Here is a 17,827-nt window from a genome sequence, read left to right on the forward strand (position 1 = left end):
ATTACATATTAAAACGCTTTTTGCGATTTTTTTGCTCTTTTTTTTCTTTACCATTTCTCCAGTTTGTTAAAAAAATAAATTAAAAAAAGAGTTTAAGATGCAAACGATTCAACCACAAATGATTTCAAGATTGGATGCGTGTAAATACCTTCGAGACATTTTCAATGCTCAAAACTCTAAAGCACTCAAAAAAGCTTTTGATGCACTTGGCTCTTCTATAACTATTTCAGAAGAAGAGCTAGAAGTAACATTCAATCGTTACTTTGTAGGACCGATGGAACCTGTTGCAGACCCTTTTGCTTCAGTTTATTTGGACAATCCAGATGTTGTGATGTCTCAAAGTACCTTACAGGTAAGAGAACTCTACGAAACCATGGGCTTTACATATCCCCTTAAAAATGTCATTCCCGAAGATCATCTAGGCGTTGAACTCGATGCGTATTACCAATTGCTTTATCTTGAAGAGAAAAAAGAGATCACCTACTTAAGTGAACTTCGTCACTATTTTTTACATGAACACATGAACCTTTGGGTGCCCCGTTTTATCGAGAAAGCCTTAAGGGAGAGTGAACATGACTCTAAAGCCATTACCTTTATTTTATTACAGCTCAAATCGTTATTGATAAGAGAAACAACTACACAAGGAGTTACCGCATGAGTTACTCAAAGGAAAACGTTGAATCCATTGTGAACAATGGGCTCAGCCGAAGAAGTTTTTTAAAAGGGCTTGCAGCCAGTGGTGTGTTGTCATCATTTCCAGGAGGTATCCTCCAAGCAAATGAAGACCTCAATACAAAAATACCTTATTTAGGGCAAAAGAGCTATCAAACATTCCGTAATGCCTGTCCTAGAAACTGTTATGACACCTGTAGTATTAAAACCTACGTTAAAGATGGTGTTATGCAGTTTATCGAAGGTGCACAAGAATCAACCTATACCAGAGGAGGGTGTTGTGTAAAGGGTAATTCGTATGTGAAGAGAGTTTACTCTGCACGTCGTTTAAAATACCCAATGATGCAAGTAGGTGGCAAAGGCTCAGGTAACTGGAAGCGTATCTCTTGGGATAATGCAATCGATATTATCGCTAAAAAGCTACTCGAGATAAAAAAAGAAGATGGCACACTTTTAGGTGCAGCCCTTACAAAATACTCTGGTAACTTCGGTATTACGCATTATGGTATTGAGGGTATGTTTAATTCTATCGGCTATACTACAAGACTTGCGGGAACACCGTGTTGGCCAGCGGGCATTGATGCGCAAAACCTTGATATGGGCGATATGTGGTGTAACGATCCTGAAGAGATGAAAGACAGTAAATTTATCATTCTTTGGGGTGTGAATCCTGCTGCAAACTCTATTCACTCGATGAAATACATCTATGAGGCGAAGAAAAAGGGCGCTAAAGTTGTCGTGATCGACCCTATTTTTACAGAAACAGCTTCAAAAGCGAGCCAATACATTCAAATCAAAACAGGAACTGACGGTCTTCTTGCTCTTGGTATGGCAAAAATCATCATTGAAGCGGGATTGCATGACCAAAAATGGTTGGATGCAAACTCTAAGGGGTATAAAGAATACAAAGCATACCTCGATAAAGAGATCAAACTGGATGATGTAGCAAAAACTACAGGTATCCCTTTAGCGATGATTAAAGAGTTGGCTTTATCATTTGCCAAAGCGAAACCTGCAACCATCTGGATGGGCTATGGTATGCAACGCCACACCAATGGTGGCTCAATGATAAGAGCGATTGATGCGTTTGTTGCAGTCTCTGGAAACATTGGCAAATATGCTGGTGGAGCGCGCTATGGACACCTAAGTACATGGGGCTTTAACTATGCAGCGCTTTCTCAGCCAAAACCTGAAGGCAGTGTAGGCTACAGTGGACCAGAGGGTGCTAAAGGTGAGTTTGCTCAAGTGGGTGGCGCAAAAGCAGCCTATACAGATCGTTTCTTAAACATCAACAAAACAGCACGTGAACTTTTAAATGCAAAAGAGCCAAAAGTAAGACTCCTTTGGGTTGCATGTAAGAACGTCTTTGCTCAAGACTTTGACCGCAATCAACTCATCCGTGCATTCCAACAACTTGACCTTGTTGTCGTAGCAGATCAATTCTTCAATGAAACAGCGAAATGGGCAGACATCGTTCTTCCTGTAGCAACACAGTTTGAAGAGTACGATGTGAACGTCTCTTACTGGCATTATTGGTTAAGCCTTAATGAGCAAGCGATCAAACCTCTGTTTGAAGTCAAATCCGACCTTGAAATCGCAGCAATGCTCTCAAAACGTATGAATCAACTCTCTGCAGGCTCATGTACGTTCCCACAAAGTGCCGATACCAAAGCGATGATGGTTAAAGAGTTTAACCCTGGTATTTATGAGCAGTTTGGCATCAAGTCATGGGAAGAGCTCAAAAATGGACCAGTGAAAGCAAAAGCGGTCATTCCGTATGCGGATGGCAAATTTAAAACACCAAGCGGTAAGTTTGAGTTTTACTCCGATAAAGCGTTAGAGCTTTTTGGTAGTGCCTTACCAGCGTATCTTGAAGTGCGCAAACCATACGATAAATTCCGTATGACATCTCCTCACAGCAGATGGAGCCTCCACTCTCAGTTCCAAAACTTAGAATGGATGGAAGATGTGCATCCTGAGCCATACGTTTACATCAACCCAGATGATGCTGAGGCGAAGATGGTCAAAGAGGGTGACACCGTAGCAGTCTTTAACAAACAAGGACTTCTAAGACTCAAAGCAAAGCTTACGGACAATGTACAAGCAGGTACACTCTTGATGTACGAGCAATGGTATAACAACAACATTTACAATGTCAATGAACTGGTCGATGACACGAGCTCAGATATGGGTGCATTTAAAACAGGTGCTCCTGGTGTTGCCCTGCACGATACCTTTGTCAATTTTAGAAAACTATAACAGGAGATTGTGATGCAAAAAGCTTTTTTAGTCGATGGCAGTCTTTGCCTAGGATGTAATACATGTGCAATGGCCTGTAAAAATCAGTACCATCAAGATAAAGGAATTTTGTGGCGTAAAGTGCGTGAAATAGGTGCGGAAGAGTATCATCACGATAACAATAATATTCTGCCAACCTTAGTCTCGTACCAAAAAGCGCCCAAAGCGCAAATGCCTATGGAGCGTTTTTATTTTTCATTGGCATGTAACCACTGCGAAAATCCAGCGTGTGTGGCAGTATGTCCTGTTGGAGCGCATACGAAAGACCCTGAAACGGGCATTTGTAAACATGACCAAACGATTTGTATCGGGTGTGGTGGTTGTGTAAAAGCGTGTCCATTTGGTGCTTCAAAGTTTAATGAGAAGATGAATCAAGCCGAGAAGTGTAGTATGTGTTGGGAGAGACAAGCCGATGGTAAAACAACAGCGTGTGTGCAGTCTTGCCCAGTTGGCGCCATTGCCATTATAGACTTGCATGATCCAAAATACAAAGAGTACGCCAATGCTGCGCCTATTGGTATAGACTACGCGATTAATGCGGAGACAAAGCCTAGTACGCGCTTTATTCATCCAACGATGCCAAAAGAGGTCTATAGACTTCCAAAAGGATAACGCCATGAGAGCAACACTTCTTACGTTAGTGTTGGCTTACAGTGTTGTGTTTTCTTACGCTTGGGGGAATCCTCCCCCGAATACCTGTAGTTTTGGAGACCCACATTTTGAGGCATTGTCGCATCAAAATGTTACGCTCATAGAGCCTAAAAACTACGTGGTTGGCGAAGAAAACTTCGTTATAATACAGCTCGAAAAGCCTGAACTTCCCTCTGGGTATATGGTAAGCGTTTTTGTGGATACCCTCAAATCACCTAAAGGTGAGCCAGAAGTGCAGGGTTGGTACCCGAAAACAAGCATAAAGCCTTTGGATGAGGGAGTTTATGAGATGTCAGTTCGCGTGAATCTGATGTATAAAGGGAGCTGAGGCGGTATTTTGGTTGCAAGTCTTGCAAATACAAAGATTCGTTTTACCGCAAGAAAGTTGAAATGATAAGGAGCATCAAACGTGGATAAACTGTTTTTAGAACGATTGAAAACGCTCAAAATTCTCTATGCTGAAGATGAAGAGGGTATAAGAGATAACATAGCAGCATCGCTTCGTTACTATGCTAAAGAGGTCATCGAAGCAGAGAATGGAAAAATTGCACTAGAGCTCTACAAAAGTGAACATCCTGACATTGTAATTACCGATATTTTAATGCCTGTTATGAACGGTGTGGATCTTGTAAGAGAGATTCGTAAGACCGATGAAATGACACCGCTGGTTATCATTTCCGCACATACCGATAGAGAGTATCTGCTTAAAGTCGTTGACTTGCATTTAGAACAGTACATCATCAAGCCAGTAACACTCAATGGCTTGCTCGAAGCACTCTCTCGCTGTTTAAAGCGCATTTCTCAAACGCATACCATTGTCTATGAACTTCCCTGTGGTTATATGTACGATGTTGACTATAAACATTTAACCTATGAGGGTGAGACCATTCATCTCAACAAAAAAGAGTCGGGATTTTTAGAGTTACTGCTTCATAATAAACAACGCATTGTTACCTATGATGAACTCCAAGCCAACGTATGGCAAGATGACGTGATGACAGACAGCGCACTGCGCTCATTGGTCCGCAACTTGCGCAAGAAGTTGCCGAAAGATTTTATTACCAATTTATCGGGAGTGGGGTATCGATTTGAGATGTGCTAGAGTGTTTTGGTTACTGCTGGTTTTGATGAACTTTGGGTATGCAGGGGAGTGGAAGAATCCCTTTTATTACCGCAGTGACGACACCGCATCTATGCTCATTAACGAACGTGTTTCTGGCTCTCACATCAAAGTTTTTTTACCCACTATGCCCTATTTGTATGTCTCTAAACTGGTGAATGGTACACTGGTGCGCTCAAGTGGAAACCGTCAAGGTTGGGAGTATATGATGGCAACATCCTATACAAAAATAGATGATCTCACCTATGAGTTCTCCTTGCGTAAAGGAGTCCTATTCCAAGATGGAACACCCTTTAATGCGGATTCGGTGGTAGAGAATTTTGACTATTTTATGAAAGATCCTGTGGTGTATTCGGACATTCATAAACGACTCAAAAGCGTCACCAAAGTCGATGAACATACCATTCGTATTCATCTGCATAAGCCGTATGGGCTTCTTTTTAGTGACCTTACCTCTATCAATCTTTATACATCTGCTTACCTCAAACGTTATGGTTGGAGTACGAAAGAGGGCTCTACATGTAACAGTATGCAAGCCCCAGGTCCTTATGGGCTAGGACCTTATATCCTTAAACAAGGCTATGCGACAGGGCGGTTTCAAACGCCTATTTTAGAGCTTATAGCCAATCCTAACTACTATGAGGTAGGCTTGCCGTACATTGAAAACATTACCATCTATACAGAGTTAACGTCAAAACAATCGGTGAGTATGGCTTTAGAAGAGGAGAGCTTAGATATAACGCCCATCCCTTTCAATAAAAAAGTTGAAACCGTACTCTCAACGTATGCAAGACTCTATACCAAGCCTTCAACACACAGTATCTCGATTTACTTTAATCTTTTAAAGCCTAACAGTAAACTCAAAGACCAAAACATTCGCATAGCGCTCAATAAAGCACTCAACCAAGCCAATCTCCTCAACTTTGTGTATAAAAAAGAGGGTGAACTCGCACCCACAGAAGCTTCTGTGAACTATCGCTCTGTTAAACGGGCAACCGAGCATCTTCAAACATGGGGTGAGCGTGCTCGTCAAAATCCTGAAGAAGAAAAAGAGCTTAAAAAGATTTTGAATGGCTTGGAACTGGATGTCATTACGATGGACCGCTTTATGTTTTTATGGCGAGGCATTGAGCATCAGTTGAAAAAATACGGCGTAACCCTTCGCTATACGACCACACCCAATGAAAAAGAGATTTACGAGCAACTATTAACCAACAGAGCATCGCCTAAAACATGGGACATCTTAACATGGGGCAATGATGACTGGAGTAGTAACAACCCTTGGACAGCGTTTTTTGCGTATCGCATCTCCGATAAATGGTCGGCAATCGATAAAGACGATGTGATGCAAGAGTACATTGAGCGTTTCTTTGATGTTGAATTTCAAAGTGAAGCATTTGATGAGGTGGTTTCAAAAATCGTTAAAAGAGCCTATGAAAAGGCATATATGCTGTTTGTGCCTTCTCCTAACATTGTTCTAGCGGTCAATAAAGAGGTGCGTTATGAGCCTTCATCGGTTTTGATGATGCCCTTATGGAAGGCAAAGCTGACCAAATACCATTGGTCGATTAGGAACAATGCAAGTTATCCCAAAGAGCGTGAAGCACCGATGCTTCCATTAAGGTTTGATTATGATTAAGTATCTTTCCATGCGGTATAAATTTTTTTTGATGGCGTCTTTGGGCATTTGTGCGATTGTCACGCTCTCTTTTTTAGCGTTTGACATTACCAACAAAGGTGTGGTTAATGTCAACAACGTTTTTGAAGGCTCAAAGCGGGTACAAACCATTCAACAAACTTACATTTTGCCACTCTTTAAGCTTCGAGAACAATCACTTTCGCTTATTATGGCGCCCAATGAAGACCTACGTAAGGACATCCTCAAAAAAATAAATGAGATGCATGCTCAAATGGAAGGACCTTTTAGCAAGCTTCCTGCGACCGTGTATTACCAATGGAAAAATTATGTAGCGCTTATCTTAGCCAATCAAGCCTACCTCAAAGATGACTTTGAAGAGGGGGCTTTTATCAATGCCAATACGGTTGAACGCGACCAGTTTTACGCACTCATGGACTCACTTGAAGTGTTACAGCAAAACGAACTCACGCATTCATCTGAAACGTATGCTAAAGCCAATAAAGAAGCGGTCAATTCGCGTTATTTTATTGCGACGTGGCTCATCATCATCGTTCTGTTAACCTTCTTGGTCGGCTTTTTTATCGCAAAAAATATCGTAGATTCTATTTTACTTGTAAGACGTGGACTTAGAGAATTTTTCGACTACTTAAAATCGCCTTCAACAGAAGAAGCGACACGCATTCACATCCCCCTTGCCAATAAAGACGAACTGGGCGATATGGCAAAGCAGATCAATAAAAACATTGAGATCATTCAAGCCAATTTAGAGCAAGACAGCAAACTCATCGAAGATGCGACCAATGTTGTGGAAGACCTAAAATTAGGCAACCTTGATCGAAGGCTTGTCGCATCTGGAAACTCTGACCAGCTCAATCTTCTTAAAGCAGTGATGAATGAAATGCTCGATAACTTAGAACTTCGCATTCAGCAAGAGATCGATGAGCGGACACGACAAGAACAGCTTCTCATTCAACAAAGTAAGCTTGCTGCTATGGGCAATATGATCGGCAATATCGCCCATCAATGGAGACAACCGTTAGGTGAAATCAATGCACTTTTAATGATCATTCAAGTCAGACAGCATTTTGATGACTTTAATGAAGCATTTTTAACGGAGAAGATCGAGGAGTGTAACCGCATCACTGCCTATATGTCCAACACCATCAGCGACTTTCAAAACTTTTTCAAACCTTCCAAAGATAAAGAGATTTTTGAGATCAACAATGCGTGTGAGCGAGCAAGTTCCATCATTCAAGCCTCACTTCGTTACCACTCTATTGAGTTTTCATTTAATCCAGCAGATGAGATCAAAGTGCTAGGCTACCCTAATGAGTTCGCTCAAGCGCTTCTTAACATTCTCTCCAATGCCAAAGATGTCTTAACAGATCGCAATATCGAAAATCCTTTTATTCGCATGAGTGTCAAAAAAGGTGAAAAATACACGCTCATTAAGATTGAGGACAATGGCGGGGGAATCGCAGAAGAATATATCGAGCGTATATTTGAGCCTTACTTCACAACCAAACACGCTAAACAAGGCACAGGCATTGGACTTTATATGACGAAGATGATTATAGAAAATAACATGAATGGTATCGTTACGGTTAAAAATACCGAAGAAGGAGCGCTCTTTACAATTAAAATCAAACATCATTAGCTTATCACTGATGAGTTTATTGTATTTTATATACCTTTTTTACACCACTATTTACTCATTTTTTCTACATTTAAACTTTTTATACTAGCTTGCATTTTTAAAATTACTTAAAGATAAGGAGTAAATATGAAGTTAGCTAAACTTAGCTTGGTGGCAATTGTTGTTGCAGGATTGGCATCAAATGCCTTTGCTGCAGACAACTTGGCAGATGCTTTTAAAAAAGGCACAGTTACAAGTGAATTAAGAGCATGGTATTTCGATCGCGATAACGGTACAACCGCGAATGAAAGTATTTTAATACAGGTGTTATGCTAAACTATATCACGGATCCTTTGTATGGATTTAGATTAGGCGTCACGGCTCAATCCAATTATTCTCCATTTGCGAGTGCAAATGAAAAAGCGCTATATCAAAATGATATGTATGGTTCAGGAGCTATTCTCTCAGAAGCATACTTAGGCTATGCAATTGGTAAAACAGATATTAAAATAGGACGCCAATTTATCACAACTCCTTTGCTTGCTGGTAGTGGTTCACGTATGATTAAAGAGTCATTCGAAGGTGCAACTATTATCAATACAGATATTCCTGCTACAACTTTGGTTGCTGGTTATGTCAATAAATTTGAAGCAAGAACAAGTACGTTTGCAGCTGCAACAGATGTTGGCTCTGTAGGTGATTTTACAAAAACATTTGCACTCTCAGTTGGCAAAGGTGGAGCTATTACAAAAGCATATATTGATGATGCTTATACAATGATGGTTACCAATAAATCTATTAATAACCTGACTCTTACCGCTCAATATGCAGGAGCAGAGGATGTTGCACATCTTGGCAATGTTAATCTCTATCATGCAGAAGCAAATTATGTACTCCCAATGAATGGTTTTAAATTGGGCTTTGATGCAATGTATCGCGCATCTAGTACGGATTCAGCCTTAGATGATAAACTTCTAGAAGGTAGCTATCTTGGTGGACGTATTGGTATTTATGAACTTGCTGGTTTTGGAATTAGTTTTGCAGCAAGTAAATCAGATAAAAGTGATGATTTAATTGCTGGTATTGGTAATGGTCCAGATTCAACCTATACTGGAACAATCTTAACAGCTGTACAATCTTATGCACGAAATACTACTTCATATGAAGGTAAAGTCTCTTATGACTTTGCGAAACTTGGGTTAGTTGGTTTAACATCATATGTATTGTATGCACACGACGATCAAGGTTATACATCAGGTGTTGCACAAACCAGTGGTGACTGGGATAATATTGCATTTGATATCACCTATGCTCTTTCTGGCCCACTTAAAGGTCTTACTCTTTCACTACAGTATGAAAAAGATGATAATGACAAACTTAATGCAGCTGGCGTTAATACAAATGTAAAATCAGATGAATACCGCTTTAGAGCAAATTATAAATTCTAGAGTTTTCGTGGGTAGTAGCAAAGGCTGCTACCCCATTCTTTTTGCCATTTTTTCTCCATTATTTTGTGTCATATTTTCATAAAATAAATGATTTATACACAAAAATGACATTTTTTAGATAATGTAACATTGTTGTTTAATTTTTATAGTGCAATGATTATAATCCATTTAATCAAAGATCAAAAAGAGGTTTCTCATTATGTCCCATAATCCATTAAAACACCTGAGCATCCTTTTTGTTGAAGATGAAGATCGTATACGTAAGCACATAACAAACTCTTTACGTTATATTGTTCAAGATGTTCAAGAAGCAAGCAATGGCAAAGAAGCGCTTGAAATTCTTAAGCATTTCTCTCCTGATATCATTATCACAGACCTTGAAATGCCTGTCATGAACGGAGTAGATTTTATTAAGACCATACGCAACAATGGTCTTGATACATGTGTTGTTGTGTTAACTGCGCATACGAATAATGAATATCTTTTACCTTTGATTAATGCTCATATTGAGCATTATATTGTTAAGCCTATTCGTTTTGAAAAAATGTTGCATATTCTTCAACTATGTAATGCCAAATTAACAAAACTAAAAGATAGTCAAGATCTTCCAAAAGGTTATAGTTACGATTGGAATCAAAAGATGCTGAGTTATGAAAATCAACAGATTGTATTGACAAGAAAAGAGATTGCTTTTTTAGAGCTTCTCTTTCAAAATATGCACCGTATTGTTACCTATGATGAGTTTCAGCAGCATGTTTGGGTAAATGCAGTCATGACAGATGATGCAATTCGCTCTCTAGTCCGTAACCTTCGGGCTAAACTACCAATAGATATTATTAGCAATTTATCGGGGATTGGATATAAAATTGAATAGAATTTTAACTCTATTTTTACTTTGTATTAGTATTCAGCTTTTTGCTGTATCTGAGTATGCCGTAGATAAAGCTTCTGAAATAAGCCTTACAGAAAAAAATAATTCATCACATCTTAATGTTTACATTCCATCTTTACCCTATGCGTATATTATGAGATTAATTAATGGCACTTTAGTGAGACTAAGTGATTCCCCTCAAGGATGGGAGTATTACATAGCATATAGACACAAAAAAATAGATGATATCACCTATGATTTTTGGTTACGTCATGATGTAAAATTTCAAGATGGTACACCTCTTGATGCAGACGCTGTTGTGAATAATTTTAATCACTTTTTACAAGGTGCCTTTACCTACACCGATATTCATCACAAATTAAAATCTGTTAAAAAAATTGATAATTATCATATACGTATTCAACTTAATGAGCCTTACGGAATGCTTTTTCATGATTTAGCAAGGATCAATCTTTATACGACAGAGTATTATAAGCATCATAAATGGTCCAAAAGCATTACTGCGGAAAATACAGCGATTACAGGGCCTTATGGTGCTGGACCTTATATACTCGTATCTGGTTATGCTACTGGGCTTACGCAGAGTGATACAGTTGAATTAAAAGCTAATCCATATTATTATGAAGAAGAAAAACCCTACATCCAAAACCTTACAATTTACACACGAAAACCTGTTGAACACGTTATTGAAGAACTGGCCAATGAAGAAGGGAAGATGGATATTGCCTTTATCCCATTGAATAAAAAAACGGAAATTGTAAATTCTAAATATGCAAAATTAGTTACAATTCCTTCGACGACGACGCTTAGTTTTCATATGAATTTGATGAACCCACATACCCCTTTGCATGATATCCGTATTCGTCAAGCCCTTAATCAAGCTCTAGATCAAGAAAAACTTGTCAAATTTGCGTATAAAGGTGAAGGTGTTATCTCTCCTTTCCCTATTTCTTCAAATATGCCTTCTGCTTATGCACTTTCCAAAGAGTATACACTTCATCCTCCTCATTCATTTAGCCAGGAAGAATTGAAAGCTATTTTAAATGGGCTAACATTGAAAATTATTACGCAGGATAGATTTTTACCCATTTGCAAAGGTATCGAATATCAGTTGAAAGCATATGGGGTTACACTCCTTTATGATATTACCAGTGATGAAAAATATGTTTTCAAAAAATTATTGACTAATCGAGAAAATCATTTTGATTGGGATTTTTTAATATGGGGTAATGAGGATTGGTATGGACACCCTTGGGCAACAATGTTTACATTTTATACGCAGAATCAATGGTCCTCTATTGATGAAGATAATACCTTAGATGAGTATATTAGAACATTATTTACACTGGATAAAACAGATAATAAATTTATTCCATTAGTTGAAGCTATTTTAAAGCATCTTTATAATCAATCTTACATGTTGAGCATTCCTTCTCCAAATACTGTCATTGGGATGAATAAGGAAGTAGATTTTATTCCTTCATCTGTAGCAATTATGCGCCTATGGGAAGCGAAAATTACCCCTTATCACTGGTCTATACGAGGTAACAAATCTCTTCCCAAAGAGCGTTTAGATTATCAACTACCTAAAAGGCTACACCCAAATGAATAACTTTAGTATCCGTGCAAAATTTCTTATTTTAGGTATCATTGGACTTATCTCATTCCTCTCGTTGGCTCTTTTGTCTCTCAACATCAACCAAAAAGGGTTTGATAATCTTCAAAATGTTTTTACTGACTTTAAAAAAGTTCAAAATATTCAAAGTGACTATATTGAGCCTCTTTTTGTGATTCGAGAAACTATTTTAACTTTAGTAATGTCACCCAACGATGAATATAAAAAAGGCGCGGATGAGCGTCTTTTTCCCCTCATTGAAGAGATAAAGAGTCGTTTTCAAAATGTCCCTGAAGTCCTTCAAAAAAAGTGGCTAGCGTATGAGCGTTCTCTGCAAACTACCCGTCAATACGCACTAGAAGGATTCGATGAAGGCTCATTTATGAATGCCGTTTCAGATGAGAGAGAAGCATTTTATCAGCTTATATTTCAACTTAAAAACTTACAAGAAGAACGTCTTGAATTGTCCCAAAAAACATTTAATAATGCTGAAAATACTGTTTTACAAAGTCATTACTATTTAATTGCTGGATTTGTACTTATAGGATTAATCAGTTTTCTTTTCGACTCAATTATTGTGAAACAAATTGTAAGCTCCATCGAAAAAGTCCAACAAGGACTTAAATCGTTTTTTATCTACTTGCGCCATCAAAAACCCTACGATGAAGAGCTGTTTATTCACATTGAACACAACGATGAGCTTGGTAAAATGGCGGAAGCGATCAATCAGCGTGTTGCTGAGATTCAAGAAGCACTCCACCAAGACAGACTACTTATCCAAGAAGCCACAGAGACCGTGAACAATCTCAAAGAAGGAAAATTTGGACAACGCTTGCACAGTAGTGCTGATTATCCAGAGCTCAATGCCCTAAAAGACGTGATGAACGCCATGATCGATAATCTGGAGCGAAAAATTCAAGAGGAGATAACTAGACGTAGTGATCAAGAAAAGCTACTCGTCCAACAATCAAAACTAGCAGCCATTGGTAATATGCTCGGCAATATCGCACACCAATGGCGACAACCCATCAGTGAAATCAATGCTATTTTGATGGAGATTGAGGCTATTAGCCGTTATCATACCCTTACCCAAGAGGTACTCATCTCAAATCTTAAACTCTGTTACGATGTGACAGACCATATGTCCAACACCATATGCGACTTTCAAAATTTCTTTAAACCCTCCAAAGAGCAAGAGCATTTTAGTGTCATTGAGGCGTGTAACAATGCTGTTTCTATTATCAGTTCTTCATTAAAATTTCATAATATTACACTTGTCTATACAACTACCAGTAAAGATAGTTTTGTTTTAGGCTACCCTAATGAATTTTCTCATGCTATTTTAAATATTCTCTCTAATGCAAAAGACATTTTAGTGGAACGAAAATGTGAAAATCCGTGCATTACATTGAACATAAAAATGGGAAAAAAATTTACCATCATTCGTATTGAGGATAACGGTGGTGGAATTATTTCAGAGAATATAGAGCGTATTTTTGAGCCTTACTTTACGACCAAACACGCTAAACAGGGCACAGGTATTGGCCTGTATATGACAAAATCTATTATAGAAAACAATATGCAAGGTTATGTCAGCGTTGAAAACACATCAAAAGGAGCCTTGTTTACTATCAAAATTCGTTAATTTTTCTTTATTTTTACATTTTTTTGCCATTTTTACCCCATCAATTCACCGTTTTTCTTCTTTATACTTCTTACTAGTTCCTTGGAATAATCTTATATTACGGAGGTAGTTTTATGCTAAAGAAAACCATCAGTGTCTTACTTGCATCAAGCGCATTGTTTGCTGGCGATGTATTGTATTCGGTGAAAGACAAACCTGTCTATTCAGATGCAACTTCAACAAAAGTGATTGGAAAGTTGCTTCCAACCAATGCGATTGAAGTTCTTGTAGAAGAAGGCGAGAGAGTTAAATTTAAACTTAAAGGGTATCAAAATCCAACAGCGCCAAATGTTATCTATTTTACAGATAAAGCGCGTATCTTTTCCTTAGCGTTTGCTAAAACAGCAACACCTGATATTAAAGTGGATGTTAAGGGCGAAAATGGAAAATGGAACAGCGTTAGTGTAGAAGCGTACACGACAAAAGGTGATTTTGAAAATAAAATGGAACCAATGATGGAAAGAGCAAGTAAGCTCTATTCAGACAATTGCTCTATTTGCCATACCCTTAATACTGTAGATCACTTTACTGCCAACCAATGGCCTTCAACATTTCGTGCAATGCTTGATAGAACGCCAATCCAAAAAGAGGATGTTTGGTTAGTCATTGAGTATCTACAAAAAAATGCTAGCGATATGAAAAAATAAGGAGCTTCGTATGGAACAAATAATCAGTAGAAGAAATTTTTTAAAGATCGGCGCTTCACTAGCGGCAGTTCCTGTTCTTTCGCATTTAACAGGAACTTATACACTTTTTGCACAAGAGATGTCTTCAGACTTAATCAAAAATGGTGAAGTGATGACAGGTGCTCACTGGGGTGTACTTAAAATTACTCTAAAAGATGGCAAAATTGTTGATTCAAAACCTGCGTATACTACGAGTACCATTCCAAACTCACTGCAAGTTAATACTGCTGATATGGTTTATAAATCACGTGTTAAATACCCAATGGTAAGAAAAAGCTATCTTGAAAACCCAGACAATCCAAAATCAGCCCTTAGAGGTAGTGAAGAGTTTGTGCGTGTGAGTTACGAAGATGCCATTAAACTGGTTGCGAGAGAGCTTAAAAAAACACGTCAGCAAAAAGGATCTGAAAGTATTTTTGCAGGTGCTTATGGATGGAAAAGTGTTGGTAATGTTCATAACTCAAGAATTTTACTGCATCGTTTTATGAATCTTAGTGGTGGATTTACAGGAACATTAGGGGATTATTCAACAGGTGCAAGTCAAGTAATTATGCCACATGTGCTTGGAAGCATTGGAGTTTATGAGCAGCAAACCAGCTGGCCAGTTGTTTTACAACACTCTGATGTCGTTGTTATTTGGGGTGCAAATCCTATTTCTACGCTTAAAATTTCATGGCAGATTGATGATGGACAAGCGTTTGCATACCTAGAAAAACTCAAACAAAGCGGTAAAAAAATTATCATTATTGATCCAAGACGTTCTGAAACTGCACGTTATTTTGATCAAGCGACATGGATATCTCCACTTCCAAATACGGACGTTGCGATGATGCTTGGTATGGCGCATCACCTCTATAGCAACAACAAAGTCAACAAAGAGTTCCTTGACACGTACACCTTTGGCTTTGATAAGTTTAAAAGCTATCTTTTGGGCAAAGAAGACGGCATTGAAAAAAATGTTGCATGGGCAAGCAAAATTTGTAAAATTAGTGAAAAAATCATTAAAGAGCTCGCTGAACTCTTCTTCGATAAACGTACGTTCATCATGAGTGGATGGGGTATGCAAAGAGCGCATCACGGCGAACAACCACACTGGGCACTTGTTACTTTGGCATCGATGATTGGACAAATCGGCCAACCTGGTGGCGGTTTTTCACTAGGTCATCATTATAGTGGAGCAGGTGTTCCAACACGTAAAGGTGCTGCAATTGGTGGTATGAATGCTGCAAGTTTGGGTTTTTTCGATAAAGATGGAAAATTTGTTGGTACAAAAGCAGCAGACGCAGGTGAAAACAATACTGGTGAAAGTTGGAAACAAAAAGTTTCAGCATCTTCATTCCCTGTTGCAAGAATTTCAGATGCACTTTTAAATCCAGGAAAAACTATACAACACAATGGTAAAAACATTACTTACCCAGATATTGACTTTATTTATTGGGTCGGTGGTAATCCATTTTCACATCACCAAGACACCAATACTCTTGTAAAAGCATGGAAAAAGCCACGTACGGTTGTTGTGAACTCCATCTACTGGACTCCAACAGCAAAAATGGCTGATATCGTTTTTCCTACGACCTCACAATACGAGAGAAATGATATCGCTATGATTGGTGATTACTCTAAACATGGAATTGCCCCTATGAAACAAGTGGTTGCAAAACAGAATGAAGCGCGTGATGATTATCAAATTTTTTGTGACTTATGCCTTGCATATGCTGGTAAAGAGCTCTTCAATGCTTATACAGATAATGGTAAAAAAGAGATGGATTGGATCGAAGAGTACTACAATACTGCTTACAATACAATTCTAAAAACACCACAACTCATTACCGACATGAAACCATTTAAAGAATTTTGGGCTACGAATAAGCCAGTTACATTTAGTTCAACTATGGAAAGTGAAGAATTTATTAAATTCAAAGATTTTATAGAAGATCCAATTTTACAACCACTAGGTACCCCTTCTGGTTTGATTGAAATTTATTCTGAAACGATTGCCAAGATGAACTACGATGATTGTAGAGCATATCCAAGTTGGTTTGAACCAGCTGAGTGGCTTGGAATGAAAAATAAACCGGCAGAGTTTCATATGATCAGTGCCCATCCTCATGATCGTTTGCATTCTCAACAAAATCAAACAAGCCTACGTGATTCATACGCAGTAGCTGGACATGAGCCAATTTATATCAATACCAAAGATGCGGCAAAAAAGGGTATTAAATCGGGTGATGTAGTACGTGTCTTTAACAAACGTGGTGAGATTCTTGCAGGTGCCGTGGTCACTAATGACATTATGGAAGGTGTTGTCAATATCTATGAAGGTGTTTGGTATGATCCTGAAAAACCAGGCGTTTCAGGAAGTATTTGTAAAAATGGTAGTCCAAACCTTTTAACACTCGATATCCCAACTTCAAAATTGGCAAACGGCAATATTTCACATACAGCACTTGTTAATATCGAAAAATTCAAAGGTTCTAAAAAACCACTCACCGCATTTACGGCTCCAAAAGGCGCTTAAGTCTCTAGCTCTTTCCTGATATTTGGGAAAGAGCTTCTTCTCCCTTCCATAATACCTTTTCATATACAATAATTTTTAAATGTCATTTGTTTTAACATTTTTTTCCTATTTTTTTTTAATATGATTAACACATATTTTTTTAAGGAGAGTAAAAATGAAACCAATCGTAAGAACAATAGCAATGGCTATTATCGTAGGCGCAGTAAGTGCACAAGCAACACCACTTTATACCAAGTGTGTAGCGTGTCATGGTGCAGAAGGGGAAAAAGCGGCATTAGGTAAAAGTATGATTATCAAAGATATGAGCAAAGCAGATTTTATCACTGCAATGAAAGGCTATAAAGATGGCTCATACGGTAAAGACCAAAAAGCACTTATGAAAGCTCAAGTAACTGCTCTTAGCGATGCGCAAATTGAAGAGATTGCCTCTTTTATCGTAAAAAAATAAGTGAGCTAAAAACAATGGCTCAAACTAGACGAGATTTTATAGGAATGGCACTAGGAGGCATCACTGCAGTGGGTGGTGTCTATGCTCTTGGTGCTATGAAAAAGAGTTGGGATCCACTTCCAAGTGTTCAATCTGCTGGATTTGTTACTGTAGATGTCTCTTCGATGAATGAAGCAGAAGTACGTACCATCCAATGGCGAGGTAAACCTGTATTTATTCTTCGTAAAAGTGTAGATATGCCAAAGAATCCAGCACGTGATATCACCATTGGTGAAAAAAGCTTTGTTGTGGTTATTGGTCTTTGTACACACCTTGGGTGCATCCCTTCATGGGCTCCTGCAACCAAACAATTCAAATGTGCGTGTCATGGTGGAGAATTCGATGCCAGTGGTATCAATACCTTTGGACCACCACCTAGGCCTCTTGATATTCCTCCCTTTAAAGTTTCAGGCGAGTCTTTAGTGCTTGGTGAAGAAGGCGAAGAGTATAAAAAAATGATGAAAAAAGCGTAGGAGTAGGG

16 protein-coding genes are annotated in these 17,827 nt (G+C 38.4%); all 16 read left to right on the top strand.

Annotated features, from left to right (window positions below; translation table 11 throughout):
- Nucleotides 1-97: 97 nt before the first annotated feature.
- The 16 genes from UCH001_RS04150 (at nt 98) to petA (ending at nt 17,819) form a co-directional block, all read left to right on the top strand.
- Nucleotides 98-658: a molecular chaperone gene (locus UCH001_RS04150; protein ID WP_067174651.1), complete on the top strand. Its 561-nt coding sequence runs from the start codon at nt 98-100 to the stop codon at nt 656-658.
- Nucleotides 655-2,931: a molybdopterin-dependent oxidoreductase gene (locus tag UCH001_RS04155; RefSeq protein ID WP_067174654.1), complete on the top strand. Its 2,277-nt coding sequence runs from the start codon at nt 655-657 to the stop codon at nt 2,929-2,931. The genes UCH001_RS04150 and UCH001_RS04155 overlap by 4 nt, the downstream gene beginning before the upstream one ends.
- Before the next feature lie 12 nt (nt 2,932-2,943).
- Complete coding sequence (locus UCH001_RS04160; protein ID WP_067174656.1) at nt 2,944-3,582, top strand: 4Fe-4S dicluster domain-containing protein; 639 nt, start codon at nt 2,944-2,946, stop codon at nt 3,580-3,582.
- Nucleotides 3,583-3,586: 4 nt separating this feature from the next.
- Nucleotides 3,587-3,949, top strand: coding sequence for a hypothetical protein (locus UCH001_RS04165; RefSeq protein ID WP_067174659.1), 363 nt, complete (start codon nt 3,587-3,589; stop codon nt 3,947-3,949).
- 81 nt (nt 3,950-4,030) lie between these two features.
- On the top strand, nt 4,031-4,723 hold the full coding sequence (locus UCH001_RS04170; RefSeq protein ID WP_067174662.1) for a response regulator transcription factor: 693 nt from the start codon (nt 4,031-4,033) through the stop codon (nt 4,721-4,723).
- Nucleotide 4,724: 1 nt separating this feature from the next.
- Nucleotides 4,725-6,380, top strand: a complete 1,656-nt coding sequence (locus UCH001_RS04175) for an ABC transporter substrate-binding protein (RefSeq protein ID WP_082705660.1) — start codon at nt 4,725-4,727, stop codon at nt 6,378-6,380.
- Nucleotides 6,373-8,037, top strand: a complete 1,665-nt coding sequence (locus UCH001_RS04180) for a sensor histidine kinase (RefSeq protein WP_231963965.1) — start codon at nt 6,373-6,375, stop codon at nt 8,035-8,037. The genes UCH001_RS04175 and UCH001_RS04180 overlap by 8 nt, the downstream gene beginning before the upstream one ends.
- Before the next feature lie 126 nt (nt 8,038-8,163).
- Nucleotides 8,164-8,352 carry a hypothetical protein gene (locus UCH001_RS04185; protein ID WP_067174666.1) on the top strand — a complete coding sequence of 63 codons (189 nt, stop codon included), beginning with the start codon at nt 8,164-8,166 and terminating at the stop codon, nt 8,350-8,352.
- The gene (locus tag UCH001_RS04190) at nt 8,346-9,464 is read left to right on the top strand and encodes an OprD family outer membrane porin (RefSeq protein ID WP_067174669.1); all 1,119 of its coding nucleotides are present in this window, start codon (nt 8,346-8,348) and stop codon (nt 9,462-9,464) included. The genes UCH001_RS04185 and UCH001_RS04190 overlap by 7 nt, the downstream gene beginning before the upstream one ends.
- 199 nt (nt 9,465-9,663) lie before the next feature.
- Nucleotides 9,664-10,338, top strand: a complete 675-nt coding sequence (locus UCH001_RS04195) for a response regulator transcription factor (RefSeq protein ID WP_067174672.1) — start codon at nt 9,664-9,666, stop codon at nt 10,336-10,338.
- Complete coding sequence (locus tag UCH001_RS04200) at nt 10,331-11,968, top strand: ABC transporter substrate-binding protein (RefSeq protein WP_067174673.1); 1,638 nt, start codon at nt 10,331-10,333, stop codon at nt 11,966-11,968. Before UCH001_RS04195 ends, UCH001_RS04200 begins: the two co-directional genes overlap by 8 nt.
- Nucleotides 11,961-13,616 carry a sensor histidine kinase gene (locus UCH001_RS04205; RefSeq protein WP_067174675.1) on the top strand — a complete coding sequence of 552 codons (1,656 nt, stop codon included), beginning with the start codon at nt 11,961-11,963 and terminating at the stop codon, nt 13,614-13,616. The genes UCH001_RS04200 and UCH001_RS04205 overlap by 8 nt, the downstream gene beginning before the upstream one ends.
- 113 nt (nt 13,617-13,729) lie before the next feature.
- The gene (locus tag UCH001_RS04210; RefSeq protein WP_067174678.1) at nt 13,730-14,302 is read left to right on the top strand and encodes a cytochrome C; all 573 of its coding nucleotides are present in this window, start codon (nt 13,730-13,732) and stop codon (nt 14,300-14,302) included.
- Nucleotides 14,303-14,321: 19 nt separating this feature from the next.
- Complete coding sequence (locus UCH001_RS04215; RefSeq protein ID WP_305809507.1) at nt 14,322-16,859, top strand: molybdopterin guanine dinucleotide-containing S/N-oxide reductase; 2,538 nt, start codon at nt 14,322-14,324, stop codon at nt 16,857-16,859.
- A 154-nt stretch (nt 16,860-17,013) separates the two neighbouring features.
- Nucleotides 17,014-17,307 carry a c-type cytochrome gene (locus tag UCH001_RS04220; protein WP_067174684.1) on the top strand — a complete coding sequence of 98 codons (294 nt, stop codon included), beginning with the start codon at nt 17,014-17,016 and terminating at the stop codon, nt 17,305-17,307.
- A 14-nt stretch (nt 17,308-17,321) separates the two neighbouring features.
- On the top strand, nt 17,322-17,819 hold the full coding sequence (gene petA / locus UCH001_RS04225) for a ubiquinol-cytochrome c reductase iron-sulfur subunit (RefSeq protein WP_067174686.1): 498 nt from the start codon (nt 17,322-17,324) through the stop codon (nt 17,817-17,819).
- The last annotated feature ends 8 nt before the right edge of the window (nt 17,820-17,827 follow it).

It is taken from the genome of Sulfurospirillum sp. UCH001 (assembly GCF_001548035.1).
In the GTDB taxonomy this organism is placed as follows: Bacteria; Campylobacterota; Campylobacteria; order Campylobacterales; family Sulfurospirillaceae; genus Sulfurospirillum.